Source organism: Riemerella anatipestifer (assembly GCF_009670965.2).
GTDB classification, from domain to species: domain Bacteria; phylum Bacteroidota; class Bacteroidia; order Flavobacteriales; family Weeksellaceae; genus Riemerella; species Riemerella anatipestifer_B.
The window spans coordinates 634,343-655,651 of the sequence record NZ_CP073239.1 but is presented as its reverse complement, the minus strand read 5'-3'; the positions used below and the strand labels follow the sequence as shown (position 1 = coordinate 655,651).

Sequence of the window (21,309 nt, the reverse complement as noted above, 5' to 3'; positions counted from 1 at the left end):
AACATTTATTTTAACAGAACACTATCCTGATTAGTGATTTGGAATTTCAATAAAAAAGACTCACCAAAAGTAAATTAACTATTATTGTATTTGATTATTTTCATAAAATATATTTTTGTAGCAATTAAGGATTTAATTTTATGTTTAAAAAATACATTTTCACTATAACACTGCTGTTATTTGTATGCATTGATGCACAAGTATATAAAAACGATTCGTTACGCGGAAGTTTTACTTATCTATTGAAGTCTAAACCTAATAATCTTTATCCTGAAAATCTTTATCAAGAGCTATTTTCTCTTCAGGTTAGTGATAATCGCTCATTTTTTATTAGTGAAAATTTACTAAAGTACGATTCTATTTTTACTAGTGAGCTGAATACAGCTATGAGAAGCGGCTCAAATTCTATTAATTTTAGTGGTAAGTCATTTCCAAAAACAAATTCTAAATTTCTAGTCGTACAAGAAAATGATAAAACTATTTTTTATGGAACTGTAGGAACTTCTGTTCTTTCTTATCAAGAACCTAAAATCAATAGTTGGAAATTAGTTAATGAAACGAAGATAGTTAGCTCTTTTAGTTGTAAAAAAGCAGAGTTAAGATTTAAGGGTAGAGATTGGATTGCTTGGTACTCTACTGAAATTCCTTTCCCTTATGGACCTTATAAGTTTGGAGGGCTACCAGGTCTAATTATAAAAATGACTGACAAAAAAGAAGAGTACGATTTTGAGTTAGTAAAATCATTACCCAGTCGAGATTTAAAAGGAAAGATAGTAGGTATAAACAAAAAACGCTATGATAATTCTATATCTGTTACAAAGCAGGAATTAGAGGATACGAAAGATAATTTTAGGAAGAACTTATTACAATCAATGAAAAATGATGGTGTAGTTCTCTCGCCTGAACAAACCACCGCATTGAGAGAAAAACAAAAAAGAGATGAGTCGGAAAAGAAGGGATACAATCCTATTGAGTTAGAAGACTGATACATTATTTTTTATAAACCTCCTCATCTAGTAGTTTTTGGAAATAATCTTGCAAAAGCTGTCTTTGTTTTTGGGTGAGTTGTGCTTCTGGGTGTTGTGCTACATAGCCTTTTAGTGGCATTTCGTGGCGTTTTATAGTTTCTATACTTCCTTCCAAAGCTCCTTTTTTTAGATACTCATTATAAGTATTCCACACGGAGAAGTTGAGATGCTTTCTTCCTTCGTTAATATGGTGTTTTATGCTCCAAGATATAGGTGCAATGTAGGCGTAACTAGGGTATTTAGTTTCGTTGGAATGGCAGTCGTAACAAGCCTTTTTTAAAAGCACTTCTATCTCTTTAGGCGTATTTTCCACCCTTACAAAATTATCCTTTTCGTTTACTGGAGGGTTAGTGCGGTCTATTGGGATAAGTTGTATCAGTAACAGACCTAATATAATCCACAATGCTATTTTAAATATTTTTTTCATTAGTTTTCTTTATTATTGTTTTCTGTTGCAGTTTCTTGTGTGGGCAATTCCCAATCTTCTACCAAATCCCATAGCTGTCTAGCTTCTATTTTCTTAGGGAAAACAAAGTAATCTTCGGCAGGAGTATTAGTCGCTAAGTCGGCGGTATCCCAAATACCGTTACTGTTATTATCCACTAAGATTCTTATATAATAAGTGCTAGGTTTCAGTTCTGTGAATTTATGTTCTGCTTCGGTAGTTTTTCTACTAGATAATACTTTGTTTTGTTGGTCTAGAAGCTCTATCCAAAAGGGAACAGAAGGTTTATTTTTAAGCCTTATTGTTACAGAGCCATAGTTTTGGGGCGTGTCTGCCTCGAACTCAAAAACATAAGGTTTAGCATTAGATTTATAGAAAGAACTTACACTTTCTTTTGGAATAAATAGGCGGTATTTTTTTTCTTTCTGAAAATCACTTTCAATAATGATGGTATTGGGCGAAGTTTCGGCTATTTTTGCTTTAAAAGGTTGTTGATGAGTAGAATCTACCTTTAGTTCCCATTGTTGGGTGTTGAGTTCTTTTAACTCCATATTAGCTGTAATCTTAAATGGGTGATTGGGCGGAAGTAAATGCCCCTCATTATTTTTAAGAGTAAATTCTTCCTTAGGATTGGTACGATAGAATATCTGGACGGCATCTTTTTTAACTTTTGTATCGTAACTGAATTTGAGGTTAGTCCCTTGGGTGGAGCTTAAATTTTCCTTTTGGGCATCAAACCAAACCCTTACGGAATCTGAAAACTTCTGATGAGAAACTTTATAATCTTGTACTAGACCTGTAATTTCCTTTACATCTACTTTTTCGGGTTTGCCTTCAAAAAGGAGAAGGAGACCTCCGTCTATGGCTTTTATTTCTTTATATTTTACTTCTTTTTTAGGTGGATAAAGCGTGAGTTTAAGCCCAGAAATACCTTTAGTAACATTAAGTTCATCTTTAATAAAGCTTAAATTTTCTTTGCTTTTATCATATACCGAGTTCATATTTTCATCATCAAAAGCGATGACTTTATATTTGCCTTGAGCTAAATACTCCAACTCAAAATAGCCGTCTTTATCAGCTTTAGTAATGTAGTAAGGTTTTTCTCTAAAATTGATGCTATCCGAAGCCTTATAAAGCCCCACTACTATATTAGATTTAGATTGAGCCTCACTGTTAGGCGTAGATAGAGCGTTTTGTGCCGTTCCTGCAAGGTAGAGACTATCTAATTTTTCCCCAGTAGAAAAAGCAAAATTAAAATATGGTAGAATATTACCTTCGTTGTTATCTACAATGGCATTACCAAAATTAAAGCTGTAAGTGGTATTGGCTTGTAGAGTATCTCCCCACTGTATCAACACATATTTATTAGCAAGATTAGAAGGGATAATCTTCTTTATGTTTTTAATAGGTGGCGAAATAATGAGCTGCTTCTGAACATCTTTTAAATTGACATATTCGTCAAAATCTAGTCTTAATTCTCTTATAAGTACAGGCACTTTGGTTCTAGAACTGTCTATATTAGCTCCTAAAAAACGAGGGGCTAAAGTATCCTTATTGCCACCTACAGGAGCACCTACTCTGGCACAAGAGTACATTATAAGACTAAGGATAAGCAGAAAAAAAACTTTTTTCATTTTCTTTTATTTAGGCAAAAGTAAGGTTTTTAAACAAGATGAATGCTTAAAATATCTCTTCGTGAAAGTCTTCTATTTTAGAAACTTCCACAATTTTTATATTGTGTTTTTTCTTTGGTATCTTATTTTGTTTAGAAACAAATATTTTATGATAGCCTAGTTTTTCGGCTTCGGAGATGCGTTTTTCTATTTGTGGCACAGGACGAATTTCTCCACTAAGACCAATTTCCCCTGCAAAACAATAATGCTCCGACACTGCAATATCCTCGTTGGAAGATAAGATAGCGGCAACTACAGCTAAATCTAGAGCGGGGTCGTCCGTTTTAATACCTCCAGTAATATTTAAAAATACATCTTTAGCCCCAAGTTGAAAGCCAGAGCGTTTCTCCAAAACTGCCAAAAGCATATTGAGCCTTTTAGCATCAAAACCCGTAGAACTTCTCTGTGGTGTACCATACACGGCTGTACTTACGAGGGCTTGTATTTCTAGCAACATAGGGCGGTTACCTTCTAGCGTTACTGCCACCGCATTACCTGAAAACTCTTCGGATTTTTTGGTAATAAGCACTTCCGAAGGATTTTTAATTTCTTTCAATCCCGCCGAAATCATCTCATAAATACCAATCTCCGCAGTAGAACCAAAACGATTTTTATTTGCTCTTAAAAGTCTAAACAAATGGTTTCTATCACCATCAAAATTAAGAACTACATCTACCATATGTTCCAATACTTTTGGTCCAGCTATTTGTCCATCTTTAGTAATATGTCCCACTAAGAAAACAGGCGTGTTGGTCGCTTTTGCAAACTTTATAACTTCTGAAGCACATTCTCTAATTTGAGATACTGTGCCTGGGGAACTCTCCATCACCTGCGAATGTAAGGTTTGTATAGAGTCCACAATCATAAAATCGGGCTGAAGTTTTTTGGCTTCGTGTAAGATTTTCTCTATTGAAGTTTCAGTGTATAAAAAACAATTCGGATTTTGGAGTTCCGTTAGTCTATCTGCTCTCATTTTGATTTGAGAGGCACTTTCTTCCCCAGAAACATAGAGGATTTTTTTCTTCATTTTAAGGGCTAATTGCAATAGTAGTGTAGATTTCCCTATACCTGGTTCGCCTCCGATAAGAGTTACCGAACCTAAAACAATACCACCACCCAAAACTCTGTTAAGTTCTTCGCTTGGAGTTTTAATGCGTTGCTCAGCTTGTGTTTCTACTTCTATGATATTGATGAGGTGTTGTCTTCCAAAATCTCCTGCATAATTTTTAGAGGTTGTTTTTTCTGCAATCTCTTCCACTAAAGTGTTCCATTGTCCACAATTTTGGCATTGTCCGTGCCATTTGGAATGTTGTGAACCACAATTCTGACAATAATATACTGTTTTTAATTTAGCCACTTCTGAATGTCTATTAAAAATAAAACCGCAATTTACAAAATAAATTTTCTTAAATTAGCAGAGCGTAGAATATAAATCTAAAGTCAATAAAGAATGGAAGCTTTTGTAAATTCAGAAATAAAAAATCATATTGCACATATTACTTTTGGGACGCCTAAAAGCAACTCTTTGCCAAGGCATATTTTAGAACAACTTGCTGAAACTATTTTATCCGAAGGAGCGAAAGAAGAAGTAAAGGCAATATTACTTAAATCTCACGGAGAAAAAGCGTTTTGTGCAGGTGCGAGCTTTGATGAATTACTAGAGATTGATAATTTAGAAGCTTCTAAAAGATTTTTTGGAGGATTTGCTAAGGTACTAAATGCAATGAAAAATTGTGGCAAAATAGTAGTTGTAAGAGTTCAGGGTAAGGTTACAGGCGGTGGCGTAGGCATCGCTTGTGCGGCAGACTATTGCTTCGCAACAAAAGAAGCTGCCTTAGCACTTACAGAAATCAATTTAGGTATTGGTCCATTCGTTATTGGTCCGTTTGTGGAGCGAAAGATAGGGAAATCACAGTTTTCTGCAATGTCTCTAGATACAGAGTTTAGAAGTGCCGAATGGGCAGAAAGAAATCATATCTACCATCACATTTCGGAAAATATAACTTCTATGGACGAAAAACTAGATGCGTTTTTAAAGCAGTTGTCAGAACGGAGCGCAGATGCATTGGCTCTCATTAAAAAAGTATCTTGGGAAGGTACAGAGCATTTTGACAGCATTATGCCTGACCGAATTCTAATGAGTGCAAGTCTAGTATTAGAGGCTACTGCAAAAGAAAATATACAAAATATTAAAGCACGATTAGCTAAAAAATAAAAAAAGCTACCTGTCTAGGGTAGCTTTAAATTTACTATAAAAAAGGTTCTGTACATTCGTTGAACTCTTTTATGAGTCTTTTAAATACTTCATCTACCGAGATAATGTCATCTATGAGAGCAGAAACTTGTCCTATTTCTAGTTCGCCTTCGTCTAAATCGCCTTCGAACATACCTTTCTTAGCTCTTGCTCTTCCTAAGGCTTGTTTCAGAGCTTCTGTATCCCTTCCATTTTCATAAAGTTTTTCTAGGTCGTAGAAGAATTTGTTTTTTAATAGCCTAACGGGAGCAAGTTCTTTCAAAGTAAGTTGAGTGTCTCCCTCTTTAGCCTCCACTATTTTTTGTTTAAATGCCTCATGAGAACTCGCCTCTGTTGTGGCTGCAAATCTAGAACCGATTTGTACACCGTCTGCTCCAAGTATCATGGCAGCTTTTATCTGTTGTCCTGTGGCGATGCCTCCTGCAGCAATAAGGGGAGTACTGATATGTTTTCTCACATTAGGGATAAGGCAGAAAGTGGTAGTCTCGTCTCTGCCGTTATGTCCTCCAGCTTCAAATCCTTCAGCAACAACAGCATCTACACCAGCTTCTTCACATTTTATTGCAAATTTTAGAGAAGAAACCACGTGAGCTACTTTTATACCTTCTTTTTGTAAAGTTTCGGTGTAAGTTTTCGGGTTTCCTGCTGAGGTAAATACGATTTTAATCTGCTCTTCCATAATGATGTTGATGATTTCATCTAAGTTAGGATAAAGCATAGGAATATTAACACCAAAAGGCTTGTTGGTGGCTTTTTTGCATTTTTGGAGGTGTTCTCTTAAAACATCAGGGTACATACTTCCGGCACCAATCAGTCCGAGACCACCAGCATTAGAAACAGCAGAAGCTAACCGCCAACCGCTATGCCATACCATACCACCTTGTATGATAGGATATTGTATATTGAAAAGATTTGAAATTCTATTTTTCATATTTTTTATGTTTAGTCGATAAAGTTACAAAAATTGAGGTTATCTATTAAATTGATTTTTTATAGGAGGGCATATAACAAAAAACGAGGTACTGTTATCAGACCCCGTAATAAATGTTCTCACAACGGAATAATCCTTATTGTGAATTGCTTTCAGCGACAAATTTAGATATAAATATTATAATGACAAAATATTTATTAACTTTATACACGAAAATAAAGATTATTATTGTTTAAAAATCAATATATTAAAAATGAAAACCATACTTGGATTAGACTTAGGCACTAACTCTATCGGTTGGGCGTTGGTTAGAGAAGCAAAAGAAAAGGATGAGAAATCTGAAATTATTAAGTTAGGCGTTCGTGTAAATCCTCTAACAGTAGATGAAAAAACAAATTTTGAAGCAGGGAAACCCTTATCTACCAATGCCGATAGAACAGCTAAAAGAAGTGCAAGAAGAAATCTACAGCGCTATAAACTCAGAAGAAAAGATTTAATAGACTTGTTGATTAAAAATCAGTTGATTGATAAAGATACATCTCTAACCGAAATTGGTAAAAACACGACTTACCAAACATTAGAGTTAAGAGCCAAGGCAGCGAGAGAACGAATAGAATTAGAAGATTTAGCCCGTGTGTTTTTAGCAATTAATAAAAAGCGAGGCTACAAAAGCAGTAGAAAAGTAAATAATGAAGAAGAAGGACAAGCAGTTGATGGTATGGCTGTAGCCAAAAAGTTGTATGATGAAAGCTTAACACCAGGGCAGTACGCCTATGAATTGCTATCAAAAGGTAAAAAATATGTGCCTGATTTCTATCGCTCGGATTTGCAAGCGGAATTTGACAGCATTTGGGAATATCAAAGGCAGTTTTACTCTCATGTTCTTTTAAATGAACTGTATAAAGAGTTGAAAGGAAAAAATAAAAGTCAAACCTGGGCTATTTGTAAAGAACCCTTTGCTATTGAAGGAATTAAGCTCTCTGAAAAAGGTGCTGATTTGAAACTAAAAAAATACCAACTGCGTGCAGAAGGTTTAGCTCGAAAATTAGATTTGGAGTTGTTAGCGATTGTTTTACAGGAAATCAATAGCGACTTAAATAAATCCAGCGGGTATTTAGGAGCGATTTCAGATAGAAGCAAGGAATTGTATTTTAATAAAGAAACCGTAGGCGAAAACCTTTGGAAACAAATACAGAAAAATCCGCATACTTCACTAAAGAACCAAGTTTTCTATCGTCAAGATTATTTAGATGAATTTGAGCAAATTTGGGAAACACAAGCTCAATTTCACCCACAATTAACACTTGCCTTGAAGGAGCAAATTCGTGATGTGGTCATTTTTTATCAACGAAAATTAAAATCTCAAAAAGGTTTACTGAGTTTCTGCCAATTTGAAAGTTGGGAAATAGAACGAAAAGACGAAAATGGCAATGTTATTCTCAATAAATCCACCCAACTACCCAAAAGGCAAACGGTAGGTCGGCGTGTCGCTCCTAAATCATCACCCTTGTTTCAAGAGTTTAAAATATGGCAGAATATCAATAATTTAGAGATAGTAAAAATTAGTGATAGGGATTCAAAAAATAAAAAGGAAACAGAGGAGACTTTAAGTGATGATGAGCGAAAATTATTATTTGAGGAATTAAATCTAAGAGGAAATCTCTCACAAAAAGAAGTATTACAGATTTTAGGTTTAAAAGATAAAGAATGCAAAACGAATTTTCTAGAAGGTTTGGAAGGCAACCGAACCAATGTCGCTTTATTCAATATCTATCAGCAAATTGCAGAGAATGAGGGCTATGGATTTGATTGGTCTAAAAAATCCGCTCAAGAGATTAAGGAAGAATTAAAAGCCGTGTTTTCACAAATAGGTATTCAGGCTAATATTTTAGATTTTAATGCAGAGTTAGACGGAAAAGAATTTGAAAATCAAGCCTCTTATCAATTGTGGCATTTGTTGTATTCTGCCGAGGAAGATGATAAAATCAACGAAGAAGACCAAATCATTTACGGGAACTCTGCAGTCAGTTTAAAAAAGAAACTTTGTGAAAAATTTGGCTTTACTCCCGAATATGCCAAATGGATAGCGAATGTGTCCTTGCAAGATGATTACGGAAATTTATCAACCAAAGCGATGCGTAAAATCATTCCGTATCTTATAGACGGAAACGATTATTCGGAAGCCTGTGCATTAGCAGGGTATAATCATTCTAATAGTTTGACTAAAGAAGAAAACGATAATAGAGAATTGTTGGATAAATTAGAACTTTTACCTAAAAACAGTTTACGCAATCCTGTGGTGGAAAAAATACTTAACCAAATGGTTAATGTAGTTAATCAAGTGATTGAAACCTATGGCAAGCCTGATGAAGTGCGTATTGAATTAGCCAGAGAACTGAAAAAAAGTGCAGAGGAACGAGCTGAAATGACCAAAGGCATCAACGAAGCCACACGAAGAAATGAAGATATTAAAAAACTCATTACTAAAGATTTCGGCATTCCCAATCCTACTAAAAGCGATGTGGTTCGTTATCGTTTATGGGAAGAGTTAGCACCTTTAGCCTATAAAGATGTTTTTACTGGTAAACAAATTAAAAAGGAAGATTTATTTTCATCAAAAATAGATATAGAACACATTATTCCGAAGGCATTATTATTTGATGATTCTTTCTCTAATAAAACTTTAGCTTTTAGGGAAACCAATCTTAAAAAAGCAGACCGAACGGCTTATGATTTTATAGAAAGTGATTATAACACGACGCTTGATGATTATATTCAACGGGTAGAAACGCTTTATAATAACGCCAAAGGAACTATTTCCAAAGGTAAAAGAAATAAACTCTTGATGACTCAAAAAAATCTGCCCGATGGATTTATTGAAAGAGATTTGCGTAATAGCCAATACATTGCTAAAAAAGCAAAGGCGATGTTACAGCAAGTATTTAAGGATGTGAATGTTACCTCTGGAAGTATTACCGATAGACTGCGTGAAGATTGGGATTTAATCAATGTGATGAAAGAATTGAATTTTCCTAAATACAAAGCTTTAGGGCTGACAGAGATAGAGGAGCGTTATGATATAGGGCAAGAAAAACCAAAAAAAGTAGAAGTTATTACCGATTGGACAAAACGAAACGACCATAGGCATCATGCAATGGATGCGCTCACGGTGGCTTTTACAACCCATAGTCATGTACAGTATCTTAATAATCTAAACACGATACATTCATTAAAGGGCGATGAGGTGGATTTGGAATTGAGTAAGTTATACGGACTTAAAAACACCATTACGGAAGTGGTAAATAAAAAACGAAAATTTATTCCGCCAATGCCTAGCTTTAGAGAGGAAGCTAAAAAGCATATAGAAACCATTTTAGTTTCGATTAAAAATAAAAATAAGGTTTACACCAAAAACATCAATAAAACCAAGAAAAAGTCAGGTCACAATACCAAAGAACAACTAACGCCACGAGGACAATTGCATAAAGAAACGGTTTATGGGAAATCCAAAAGACCGATGAATAAGCCTACTAAAATCAATAAAAATTTTAGTTTAGAACAGGCTCAACTTATTATCAATGTACAGGAAAAAGAATTGGTGCTTTGTCATTTAGCTCAATTTGACAACAACCCAGCAGTTGCTTTTGATACAAAAACACTCAAAAAAACACCATTACTTAAAAATGGTGAACTCTTGAAAGAAGTGTCGTGTTTTGAGGAAATTTTTACGATCAGAAAAGAAATTGTTGGTTCTAATCCAAGCTCAAAACAAATTGTTCCTGACACTAAATCAATTAATAAAATAATCGATAAAAACATACAATCCATCTTGAAAAAACGCCTAAGTGATTTTGGAGGCAATACCAAAGAAGCCTTTTCAGATTTGGATAAAAATCCGATATGGCTCAACAAGGAAAAAGGAATTTGCATCAAGCGAGTAACCATTACAGGAGTAAGTAACGCCGAAGCGCTACATCACCAAAAAGACCATTTAGGTAAAGAAATTTTAGATGATAAAGGAAATCCTATACCTGCGGATTTTGTGAGTACAGGAAATAATCATCATTTGGCGGTATATCTTGATTCAGAAGGTAAGTTACAAGACAATATAGTTTCTTTTTATGAGGCAGTAGTGAGAACAAGTCAAGGGTTACCTGTTGTTGATAAAGGATTAAATAAAGATTTAGGATGGAAGTTTTTGTTTTCCTTAAAACAAAATGAAATGTTTGTTTTTTCTAATGATGATTTTGATATAAATGACTTTGATTTATTAGATGACAATAATGCAGAATTAATCAGTAAACATTTATACAGAGTTCAAGCAATATCCAAGGTTCCAGTAGGCAATAGTTTTGCTAGAGATATTATTTTCAGGCATCATATAGAAACAACTGTTGAAAGAAAAAAAGAATTAAAAGATATTTCTTACATTCAATTAAAAAGTTTGGAAGGGTTAAGGAATATCAAAAAAGTTCGTATTAACCATATAGGCAAAATCGTTCAAGTGGGAGAATATTAAAAATAATGGATTATGCTTTATCGTTCTATCTACATTGGCAATCCTGCCTACCTTAAGCTCAAAGATCAGCAAATGAAAATCATTTGCCCTGAAACCAAAGTAGAAAAAGGAAGCATCCCTGTAGAAGATTTAGGATTATTGATGCTTGATCATTTTCAAATCACTATTTCTCATCAGCTCATTCAAAAGTTGATGGGGAATAATGTGGTGGTTATCAGTTGCGATGCTCATCATCTACCTCACGGCATTATGTTGCCTTTGTATGGACACTCCGAATATTCTGAACGGGTGAAATATCAGCTTGAAGCCAGCGAGCCTTTAAAGAAAAACCTTTGGAAACAAGTTGTTGAGAGTAAAATCAATAACCAATCAGAAGTTTTAAAGCGTTTAGGGAACTACTACGAACCTATGCTGGAGTATAAAGAACAAGTGAAAAGTGGAGATACTACTAATATGGAGGGGATCGCGGCACAACATTATTGGAAATATTTGATTGCCCCTGATTTTTTAAGAGAACGATTTGGCGATTCGCCTAATCAATTTTTTAACTTTGGTTATGCGGTGCTGAGAAGCATTGTGGCAAGAGCGATAGTAGAAACGGGGCTGTTGCCTGTATTAGGGATTTTTCATAAGAATAAATATAATCCTTACTGCTTGGCAGACGATTTAATGGAACCTTACCGTCCGTTTGTAGATTTTTTGGTAATGGAATGGTTAGAAAATCACCCTGAAAGTGAAGAGTTAACCAAAGATTTTAAAGCATTTATGCTAAATATAGCGACTTTAGATGTGAGAATTGAAAATAAGCTAAGACCTTTAATCGTAGCTGTAAAAACGAGTGTAGTTTCTGTTTATAAATGTTATACCGGAGAAAAAAGACAAATAGTTGTACCTGAGTTTTATGAAGTTTAATCGTTTTAATGCTTATAGAGTTATGTGGGTTATGGTGCTATATGATTTACCAACAGAAACTAAAGCGATGCGGAAAGCAGCTCAACTTTTTAGAAAACGCTTGGAGGACGATGGCTTTAGCCTTTTCCAATTTTCCATTTATATAAGGCATTGTCCAAGTCGTGAAAATGCAGAAGTACACATCAAAAGAGTAAAATCAATACTTCCCAAGCACGGTAAGGTGGCTATCATGAGTATTACAGATAAACAGTTTGGAGATATAGAAATTTTCTTTGCGAGAGCTAAAGAAGAACCCAAACCAACCTATCAGCAATTAGAACTTTTTTAGAAACAGAAAAAAAGGATTTACTAAAGTAAAAATAGACAAGAAATAGTGAAAAATCTAATCCTAATAAAAAGCAAAACCCATTGAAAAACAACGGGTTTATTTTTTGAGGTTGCGAACTATCACAAAGATAGTAATTTTGAAAGCAATTCACAACAATTAAGTGATATTGATATTGAATCAAAATGTTGCGAACTATCACAAAGATAGTAATTTTGAAAGCAATTCACAACCTGCTATCAAAAATGATATTGAAGAGTTTAGTTGCGAACTATCACAAAGATAGTAATTTTGAAAGCAATTCACAACCCAAATATTATAATCCAGGTCAGGGCGTTTGTTGCGAACTATCACAAAGATAGTAATTTTGAAAGCAATTCACAACCACCTTTATATTGACAAATTCACAAAATGCGTTGCGAACTATCACAAAGATAGTAATTTTGAAAGCAATTCACAACTAAATTCCGTTAATAATGTTAATGTTAATAGTTGCGAACTATCACAAAGATAGTAATTTTGAAAGCAATTCACAACCTAGATTATGGAAATGAATAATACAACGCCGTTGCGAACTATCACAAAGATAATAAAAACTGAAAGCAATGGTTTATCATCACTAGAAAACAGATGGTTTAAATAGCTTTTACCTAGTAATAGGTCTTTTTGTTTAACTCTTTCATCTGTTCCTTTGTCCAAGAGGTATTTATATCTTCTATACTCATAAGATTATTTTAAGAAGATGTATATTACTCCTGCTAAAGCTAAAATAATAAATATTATTTGCGCTAAAGATAAACTAAATCTAACAGTTATATCTTGCTCAAATGGTTCTTTTGAAAAAATGTTTTTAATTAATTTTATAAACTCCTTCATTTGAAAAAAATATTTCTAAATTTGCTTTTAGTAGTAAGGAGGATAAAGCCCCCTTTGTTTCAGAATAACAGACCGAAAAGCTTCTGTTTTATCTCGGCTTTAAGTTTCGCAACAAACTTAAAGCCTTTTTTGATTCTTCTGAAACTGATTTTGAAATCAAAATCTAACTTCATAAAAAGCAAATTTAAGTTGTGAACTATCACAAAGATAGTAAAAGTTGAAAGCAATTACACCATAAGCAAATTATTGATTGTTTTTGGAGTTAGTCTAAACTATTATATTTTCCTCTGCCTTTTCTAGTAAATATCATATAAAAGATATTTAACAGGGCAATCACTCCTAAAATTAGAAACCCAAGAAGTAAAGCTTTTGTTTTCATACTCCAAATATATAAAATAATAGCATTGGGTTATTACAAAGATAATGAAAAAAGCTACTTCAATTGAAGTAGCTTTAGTTTTTAAAATAAAGTGTTTAATGTATTATTTTAAAGTAATGTTGTCTAGCTGTATAGTTGTAGTTACAGTAGTCGTTCCAGCATATTCAAAAATGATGTAACCTTTTCCTGTAATAGGAATAGTAAATTCCCCACTGTTTACCCAATCTACTGCGTAGCCATTAACATTTCCTTTTGAGAAAGTAAATTTAGAAGTAATATCTACTAAGTCTGCTTTGTTTACTTCTCCACCAGGAGTGTACTTTGTTGTGTAATATACTTTAAGAGTCTCCCCAGTGTAGTAGCCGTCTTTCGTTTGGAAAGAAAGTTTAGAAGCTCCTGTAAATTCAGCAGGAACAATAAAATAAGCAGTTACATTTGTGTTAGATTTAAATGAACTTATTTGGATATAGTTATTACCGCTAAATGCTTTTTGCTCCCAGAAACGATTTCCAAGTACAGAGTAGTTGACGTATTTAGAATCTGCAATTCTCTTGAAATTGGTAGCTGTAGTAACATTATCAAAAGTTTCTGCTATACTTTTGCTATATACAGGTGCATCACCGCCTAAAACATTTTTAGCACTTACGAATCTATCTTGTTCAAACTTAACATCGTTTAAATCACGGATGTAGAACTGCCATGTAGAGTTATATTTGCTAACAACTACTGTAATGTCTCCGCTCTTGGTAGGTAAAGTAGTTCCTGCGAAGCGTGCAAACCCACTGTTTCTAACGATTACAGAGTTGTCTAGTTTATCTACTAAAGTTCTATCAACGGTTTGGTTATTAACAGCGTCCGCATAGGTTACCTTACCATCAGCTTCAGCAAACTGTACATTTTTAATAGTAACTAAAGTGTTAATATATTCATCTTTCATAGCATCTGCGATAGAATTTACCACTCTAGGAGTAATAGTTTTAATATCCATGGTATTACCACCACAAACGCCAGTAATGAAGTTTCTCATGTTACCTTCTGGTATTTGCCCAGTAGGGTTTACATATCCTAATTTAACAACACCTCTGTCTATACCTACAGAAAGACCATTAGCTTTAACTCTTACATGAGATCCCACTGGATAGTCTGTGTATAGAAAAGTTTTATTGATAGCCACTTGGATACCTGCAGTAGGGTTTTCTGGGCTGTCTTGTATGGTTAGTTGTTTGTAGAAGTTACCACCTTCGTCAGAAGAAACTACATATCCTTCAAAGATTACGGGAGCATCATCTGTTCCATTAGGAACAACATAGTTACTTACAAAGTTAACAGGAGTTGGTGCTAATGCTTTAAAATCTTTAATGGTAATATTAGCTTCAGCAAACTGATTGCTGCATTGGATTGCAGGTGTGTCAAATTTGTCATCTTGCACGCAAGAAGTTAATGCTCCAAAACCAGATAAAGCTATTAACGAAATTTTTAAGTATGTTGTTGTTTTCATTTTTATTGTATTAAAATTGTTAAAAATAAAATTTAGAATCTTACCTGTAGGTTGATAAAATAGTTTCTACCTTGAGTAAAGAAATATCTAGGTGCAAAATTAGGATACTCTCTATCGTAGTCTCTTCTAAAGTCTGCAAAGTTTACATTTCTTGTCTGTTCAAAACCACCAGTAGCATACTTGGTATTGTCAAGCACATTGTTTACGGTAGCACTAATAAGCACATAATATTTACCTAACATCCAAGACTTACCAGCGTTGATATTGAAGAAGTAAGCTACAGGAAGTTTAACTTGAGCGCTTACTCTTCTATATTCTTGCTCAGATATACCAGCGTAAGGCGTTCCTGTTGCAGGGTTGTTAACAAAGAAATCGGAACGAATTAAAGGTGAAGGGTCAAGGAAGTTATTGCCAAGATAGTTCCAGTTAGCACCTACCCACCAATACTTTGGAGAACTATATTTTATACCTAAAGAGTAAGCCTCTTGAGGAGTACCTCCTTGTCTAAAGTTTTTAATATAAGAAGTTCCGTAACTAGTGTATAACTTACCGTTAGGGAATAGTCCAACCGCATCTGAAGCAAAATACACTTCAGGATTGTTAGTGTAAATGTACTTACCGTAGTTTGCGATACCATTAACAGTAATTGTTGGAGTAACTTTAACCTCTATGCCTAACTCACCACCCATGTTTCTACGGTTTACATTAGACATTACTTGGGTTACAAATGCACTTCTAGCACTAGTAGCATTACCTTCGCTATCTACACCATCTAGCTTGATTCCGTCAGCAAAGAAACGTTGTACATTAGTGTCATTTTGAGTGTCAATAAGGAATGCTGTTGCTCTCACTTTAACAAAAGGAGATGATACCATATAGCTAATATCATTAGCGGCTACTACAGCACTTCTAATGTTAGGTGCAATGGCACTATTAGCTCTTGCATTGATGAATAAATTGTTTAGGTAAGGAGCCTGAGAATAGTAAGCACCGTTATACACTAAGAAATGTCTACCGTCTAACTTGTAGATTAATTGACCTTTTAGACCAAAGTTCCAATAATCGTGGTTTTCAGACTTTCCTAATGCATTTTTGTAAAGGTAATGGTTGAAATGCCCCTCTCTGCTATTAGTAATGTGTGCAGCGAGTGCAGATACAAAAACATCAAAGTTACCTGCACTAAACTTTAGAGCTGGATTTATTTTGGTTTCTTGTCTTCGGAAGGTATAATCGTAGCCAATTTTATCTCCTACTTTTTTATGAGTATTTTCTTCACCTTCGTTGAATAAACCTGAAAGTTTAGGCTGGTTAGTAGCAGCAAAAGGATCTCCGTTAAGAGCGTATTGTGCTCCTAACAAATCTTTCACTTCTCTGTATTGGTCTGATGAATAATTTCTGTAAGAAGCGTTGATGAATAGCTGCGTCTTATCAGAAAAATTATGAACAAAGTGAGTTCCTACATTCCAAACTTTGTCATCATTAACATCATTTACTAGGAAGTAAACAGCTTGCTCTCTGTTTCTATTAGCAAGATAAAGTCTATCCCAGTTTATTTGAGTGTAGTTTTGGTCGTTACTTTCCCATCTGTTTTTAGTTATATCCAGCTGAGCTATATCGGACGCAGTAGGATTAGCTAACCCTGCGAAGTAGCTAGGAAGATTTCTGTAATATAGAGGTGATGGGTTCTGAGCGTTGTACCAGTCTAATCTGGACACCTTATCTTTACCAAATTGGTAAGAAACAGTAGTCCAAAGTTGAGATTTACTGCTTATTTTCCAGTAATCTGTAAGTTGTAATATAGGCTGGAATCCTTGTCTTACTCTTTCACTTCTCTTTTCGCCATCTTGCCATCCCCAGAAAGCATTGTAATGTACGCCATTATAATCTATTACCTCTTGGGTATTAGGGCTAGCAGTACTTCTACGGTAAGGAGAGCCTATTAAGTTTAAGGTAAGTGTATGTTTGTCATTTACTTTTTTCTCAATTCCTAGGTAAGCTCCGTAAGCATCATAGAAAGTACCTTCTTGTATACCTTCCTGTGCCCATCTTCTAGCTCCCATTATGGTAAAAGCCCAACCTTTTTTATTCATTCCAGAAGAATATCTTAAGGAAGTTCTGTTACGATAGTTTCTGTTGGTAAGGGATTGGGTAAATTGGAACCCTTTGCGGTATTCACTTGCTTTCATATTTTTGTAGACCACAGAGCCAATACCTCCGAAAGCGTATTCAGAAGGGGAGTGGTTTACTGCAATTTCAGGGTATCTTGTAATTTCATTAAGACCGCCCCAGTTGCCATAATCTACATTACCATTATCAGCATTTTCCATAGAGATACCATTCATCATAACCTCACTTCTTCTACCGTCTATACCCCTAGGTCTGAACCAATAGAAACCTAAATCAAAAGCAGCAATATTACTAAACACATCTCTAGAAGATTGTAATAGTCCTAATGTCGCTTGTGAGGAAGATTCGTCCATATTGCTATTGTCATCTAGCAATACTACTCCTAATTCCGAATTTTTAAGGTTAGAAAAAAGAGTAATAATCCCCAAGTCTTTTCTTTTTTCATTTTCAAAAACATCAAACTCTAGGACTTTGGTTTCGTAGTTAGGTTGAGTTACTACCATTTGGTAATGTCCAGGTTTTAAATCTACAAATTGGAAATATCCAATTTTGTCTGCCTTTACATCGTCATTGGCTTCTCTTAGGTCGGCTACTGCATTTTCAATGGGTTTTCCATCGGCATCTTTCACATACGCATAGACTGTGGTTTGTGCATAGTAATAAGATGCAGGCAATAAACAGAACATAGAGACTAATGATAATTTCTTAATCATAACATTCTTATTTTTAGTTTTTGAATAAGTTGATTATTCAATCCACAAAATTAACCCATTTTTTTGGTAAATTTTAACAGAATTAAGAATTTTTAATATGTGATTTTTATCACGATTGAATAAATAAGCCATTGGATAAGGGGTTTATCGATGTTGGTGTCTTATGCGATGTTAATTAAAATTAATTTTAATCTACTGTTCGCCTCAAAATCACTAACTTTGCTTTGATATTAAAACTTAAAAAATAAATGAAGATGAAAAAGATATTCTCTTTATTAGTATTGGGACTTTTTTTTACTGGTTTTTCTCAAACTGGAAAGTTGAAAAGAATGGCAACTGTGGGGTTCTATAATGTAGAAAACCTTTGGGACACCATTCAGTCTGCAGATTATATAGACGGAACGCTAGCTCCTAATCACCCTCGTTTCCATAGAAGTATACCACTAGATTCGGTAAAGTATTTGGAGCGTGAGGATTATCGAGGTGAGTGGTCGGATTCTAAACTTATAGGTAAAAAAGTGGTACGTTTTCAAGGTTCTTCGGACGAATTTACGCCGAAGAGTGCTAAAAACTATAACTCAAGTATTTACAATCAAAAATTAGCTAATGCTGCTAGAGTTATTTCTGAGCTAGGAGCTTCGGTTACTAAGACCGCTCCAGTAGTGGTGGGGCTTCTTGAGGTGGAGAATCGCCAAGTAGTGGAAGATTTGGTAAAACAACCAGCGTTAAAGAAATTTGATTATGGAGTAATTCATTATAATTCCTATGATTACAGGGGGATAGATGTAGCACTTATTTATCAGAAAAGAAGATTCAGCCCTACTTATAGCACTAAAAAAGAACTCAAAATATACAATGAGGAAGGAAAGAGAGAATATACTCGTGATTTGTTGGTGGTTTCCGGATATTTAGACGGAGAGAAAGTTGCTTTTTTTGTCAATCACTGGCCGTCTAGAAGAGGAGGTGAAGCCGTTTCTCTTCCTAAAAGAAATGCTGCGGCTCAGTTGCTAAGAGTACAGATGGATAGTGTAAGGGCTTTAGATGCTAATACCAAATTGGTAGCTATGGGAGATTTTAATGATGATCCCATTAGTAGTAGTTTGAAGAATTACTTAAAAGCAGTAGGAAGTACCAAAGAGCTAAGCCCAGAATATCCTTATCTAAACTTAATGTATCCTTTGTATAAGAAGGGAGTGGCGTCTTTAGCATATCGCGATGCTCCTAACTTGTTCGACCAAATTATAGTTTCTGAAAATTTGGTTAGTCCAAAAGATGCTTCTTATTCTATTTTTAGAACGGAAGTTTATGCACCTGCTTATCTTATCAACAAGGAAGGTAGTTTTAAAGGGTATCCATTCCGCTCTTGGAATGGGGATAAATTTACAGGAGGATATAGCGATCACTTTCCTGTGTTTACAATACTTTACAAGGAAGTTAATTAGAGTACTTATCTTATAAATAAATAAGAGGTTGTCTTAGTTTAGGGCAACCTCTTTTTTTGTTTTCATAAAAACTATTATCTTTAAGGACTAAAAAAATAGGAAACCTATGGATTTGCAATTCAATAAAAATGAAGATTTAAACCGATTGAAACTTTCAGAAATCAATCAGTTATTAGCTAAAATAAAGAAAGGAGGGGGAGAAAAACGCTTAGAAAAACTCAGAAGTGAAGGTAAAATGACGGCTAGAGAGCGTATAGATTACCTCTTAGATGATAATAAAGATAGCATAGAGATAGGGGCTTTCGCAGGGTTTGAAATGTATGAAGAACACGGGGGGTGTCCTAGTGCTGGTGTAGTGGTTAAGATAGGGTACATTTCTGGTAAGCAGTGTATTGTAGTGGCTAATGATGCTTCGGTAAAGGCTGGAGCGTGGTTTCCAATTACGGGTAAGAAAAATCTTAGAGCTCAAGAAATTGCGATGGAAAACCGTTTGCCTATTATCTATTTGGTAGATTCGGCAGGAGTTTATCTGCCTATGCAAGACGAAATTTTCCCTGATAAAGAGCATTTCGGAAGGATATTTAGAAATAATGCCAAAATGAGTGCTATGGGGATTATCCAAATTTCTGCAGTGATGGGGAGCTGTGTTGCAGGAGGGGCGTATTTGCCTATTATGAGCGATGAAGCGATGATTGTAGATAAAACAGGTTCTATATTTTTAGCGGGAAGTTACCTAGTAAAAGCAGCGATAGGAGAAAGTATAGATAACGAAACTTTGGGAGGAGCTACTACGCATTGTTCTATTTCTGGAGTTACCGACTACAAAGCTAAAGATGATAAAGATGCCTTGGATAGAATTAAAAACATAATGAAATCTATCGGAGATTTTGAAAAGGCAGGATTTGACCGAACGGAAAGTTTTTTACCGAAAGAAAATCCTGAAAATATATTTGGAATTATACCTGCGGCTAGGTCAGAGCAGTACGATACTTACGAGATTATAAAATGTCTAGTGGACAAATCGGAGTATGAGGAATATAAACCAGATTATGGTAAATCTATTATATGTGCTACGGCAAGAATAGATGGCTGGAGTGTGGGGATTGTGGCTAACCAAAGGAAACTGGTAAAAAGCGGTAAGGGAGAAATGCAGTTTGGGGGTGTTATCTATTCCGATTCGGCGGACAAAGCAACCCGATTTATTGCAAACTGTAACCAAAGGAAAATCCCGTTAGTGTTTTTACAAGATGTAACGGGCTTTATGGTGGGGTCTAAATCAGAGCACGGTGGCATTATAAAAGATGGTGCTAAAATGGTAAATGCGGTGTCTAATTCTGTGGTGCCTAAGTTTACCATTATTACAGGTAATTCGTATGGGGCAGGTAACTATGCTATGTGCGGTAAGGCTTACGATCCTCGCCTTATCGTGGCTTGGCCTTGGGCAGACCTTGCGGTAATGGGAGGTGCTCAAGCGGCTAAAGTATTAGCACAAATACAAGAAGCTACACTTAGAAAGAAAGGTAAGGAAATTACTGAAGAAGACCGAAACGAAATTTTACAAGAAATATCTAAAAAATATCAAAAACAAACTGAAGCTACTTATGCAGCTGCAAGGTTGTGGACAGATGCTATCATTAGTCCGTTAGATACTCGAAAATGGATTTCTATGGGGATAGAGGCAGCTAATCATTCGCCTATTACAGAGAAATTTAATTTAGGGGTTATTCAAGTGTAATGAATAAGGAAAAGAAAAAGCTGTTTAGAAAAGTAAATACAACTACCTACGGTGTTCGTCATAACTTTGGACAAGATTATAATAGAAGATATGAAAGTCAACAAGATGGTAAAGGAAAAATGAAGAGAGGCGTAGAAAGAGGATTAGACTATACGCCGCTCTTTAGGTTTTTGCTGTCAAAGGTAGGTTCAGATTGGGATAGTGTTTTTAGTGAGGCTAAATCACGACTTGATAAAACTGAACCTATCTTTTGGATGGTGGCACTAACGGAGAATGAAAAGCAAGATTTTGTGAGGACAGGAGAGTCTAGTTATTTCTCGGGCTTATTTGTTGATGAAAACAATATTTTGCAAAAATGTACGCCCGAATTAAATAAATCTAATATGCAAAAATTTTGCAATTGTTGTACTCATACTTTTAATGGTGAGGTGTACTGAATTCATTACTGGATA

14 protein-coding genes and 1 CRISPR repeat array are annotated in these 21,309 nt (G+C 34.9%); of the genes, 8 read left to right on the top strand and 6 right to left on the bottom strand.

Annotated elements, in window-relative coordinates; translation table 11 throughout:
- Positions 1 to 140: 140 nt before the first annotated feature.
- Positions 141 to 986 carry a GLPGLI family protein gene (locus D1J36_RS02980; RefSeq protein WP_154137810.1) on the top strand — a complete coding sequence of 282 codons (846 nt, stop codon included), beginning with the start codon at positions 141 to 143 and terminating at the stop codon, positions 984 to 986.
- A gap of 4 nt (positions 987 to 990) precedes the next feature.
- On the opposite strand, the gene D1J36_RS02975 is transcribed toward D1J36_RS02980, so the two are convergent.
- Genes D1J36_RS02975 through radA form a run of 3 tightly spaced genes read right to left on the bottom strand, consistent with a single transcriptional unit; the run spans position 991 to position 4,503 of the window.
- On the bottom strand, positions 991 to 1,455 hold the full coding sequence (locus tag D1J36_RS02975) for a heme-binding domain-containing protein (protein ID WP_154137811.1): 465 nt from the start codon (positions 1,453 to 1,455) through the stop codon (positions 991 to 993).
- A complete protein-coding gene (locus D1J36_RS02970) occupies positions 1,455 to 3,107 on the bottom strand; it encodes an Ig-like domain-containing protein (RefSeq protein ID WP_154137812.1) in 1,653 nt (550 codons plus the stop codon). Before D1J36_RS02970 ends, D1J36_RS02975 begins: the two co-directional genes overlap by 1 nt.
- Before the next feature lie 46 nt (positions 3,108 to 3,153).
- Positions 3,154 to 4,503, bottom strand: a complete 1,350-nt coding sequence (gene radA / locus D1J36_RS02965; protein ID WP_079206950.1) for a DNA repair protein RadA — start codon at positions 4,501 to 4,503, stop codon at positions 3,154 to 3,156.
- 93 nt (positions 4,504 to 4,596) lie between these two features.
- Here radA and D1J36_RS02960 point away from each other — a divergent pair, with 93 nt between their 5' ends.
- Complete coding sequence (locus tag D1J36_RS02960; protein ID WP_154137813.1) at positions 4,597 to 5,361, top strand: enoyl-CoA hydratase/isomerase family protein; 765 nt, start codon at positions 4,597 to 4,599, stop codon at positions 5,359 to 5,361.
- 34 nt (positions 5,362 to 5,395) lie between these two features.
- Here D1J36_RS02960 and D1J36_RS02955 read toward each other — a convergent pair whose 3' ends face one another.
- The gene (locus tag D1J36_RS02955; protein WP_154137815.1) at positions 5,396 to 6,331 is read right to left on the bottom strand and encodes an NAD(P)H-dependent flavin oxidoreductase; all 936 of its coding nucleotides are present in this window, start codon (positions 6,329 to 6,331) and stop codon (positions 5,396 to 5,398) included.
- Positions 6,332 to 6,584: 253 nt separating this feature from the next.
- Here D1J36_RS02955 and cas9 point away from each other — a divergent pair, with 253 nt between their 5' ends.
- The 3 genes from cas9 to cas2 are packed head-to-tail and all read left to right on the top strand — an operon-like array spanning position 6,585 to position 12,090.
- Positions 6,585 to 10,850: a type II CRISPR RNA-guided endonuclease Cas9 gene (gene cas9, locus D1J36_RS02950; RefSeq protein WP_154137817.1), complete on the top strand. Its 4,266-nt coding sequence runs from the start codon at positions 6,585 to 6,587 to the stop codon at positions 10,848 to 10,850.
- 12 nt (positions 10,851 to 10,862) lie between these two features.
- Positions 10,863 to 11,762 (top strand): type II CRISPR-associated endonuclease Cas1, encoded by a 900-nt coding sequence (gene cas1, locus D1J36_RS02945; RefSeq protein WP_154137819.1) that lies wholly within the window; start codon positions 10,863 to 10,865, stop codon positions 11,760 to 11,762.
- Entirely contained in the window at positions 11,752 to 12,090 is a 339-nt protein-coding gene (gene cas2 / locus D1J36_RS02940; RefSeq protein WP_004918211.1) for a CRISPR-associated endonuclease Cas2, read from the top strand. Before cas1 ends, cas2 begins: the two co-directional genes overlap by 11 nt.
- 108 nt (positions 12,091 to 12,198) lie before the next feature.
- A CRISPR array of direct repeats spans positions 12,199 to 12,624; the repeat unit is 46 nt; unit sequence GTTGCGAACTATCACAAAGATAGTAATTTTGAAAGCAATTCACAAC.
- An 821-nt stretch (positions 12,625 to 13,445) separates the two neighbouring features.
- On the opposite strand, the gene D1J36_RS02935 is transcribed toward cas2, so the two are convergent.
- Both D1J36_RS02935 and D1J36_RS02930 read right to left on the bottom strand, forming a co-directional pair.
- Positions 13,446 to 14,840 (bottom strand): DUF5689 domain-containing protein, encoded by a 1,395-nt coding sequence (locus tag D1J36_RS02935; RefSeq protein ID WP_154137821.1) that lies wholly within the window; start codon positions 14,838 to 14,840, stop codon positions 13,446 to 13,448.
- 32 nt (positions 14,841 to 14,872) lie between these two features.
- Positions 14,873 to 17,680 (bottom strand): carboxypeptidase-like regulatory domain-containing protein, encoded by a 2,808-nt coding sequence (locus D1J36_RS02930; protein WP_154137823.1) that lies wholly within the window; start codon positions 17,678 to 17,680, stop codon positions 14,873 to 14,875.
- Positions 17,681 to 17,928: 248 nt separating this feature from the next.
- Here D1J36_RS02930 and D1J36_RS02925 point away from each other — a divergent pair, with 248 nt between their 5' ends.
- The 3 genes from D1J36_RS02925 (at position 17,929) to D1J36_RS02915 (ending at position 21,294) form a co-directional block, all read left to right on the top strand.
- Positions 17,929 to 19,122 (top strand): endonuclease/exonuclease/phosphatase family protein, encoded by a 1,194-nt coding sequence (locus D1J36_RS02925; RefSeq protein ID WP_154137824.1) that lies wholly within the window; start codon positions 17,929 to 17,931, stop codon positions 19,120 to 19,122.
- A gap of 106 nt (positions 19,123 to 19,228) precedes the next feature.
- Positions 19,229 to 20,857 carry an acyl-CoA carboxylase subunit beta gene (locus D1J36_RS02920; protein ID WP_014938044.1) on the top strand — a complete coding sequence of 543 codons (1,629 nt, stop codon included), beginning with the start codon at positions 19,229 to 19,231 and terminating at the stop codon, positions 20,855 to 20,857.
- Entirely contained in the window at positions 20,857 to 21,294 is a 438-nt protein-coding gene (locus tag D1J36_RS02915) for a hypothetical protein (RefSeq protein WP_154137826.1), read from the top strand. The genes D1J36_RS02920 and D1J36_RS02915 overlap by 1 nt, the downstream gene beginning before the upstream one ends.
- The last annotated feature ends 15 nt before the right edge of the window (positions 21,295 to 21,309 follow it).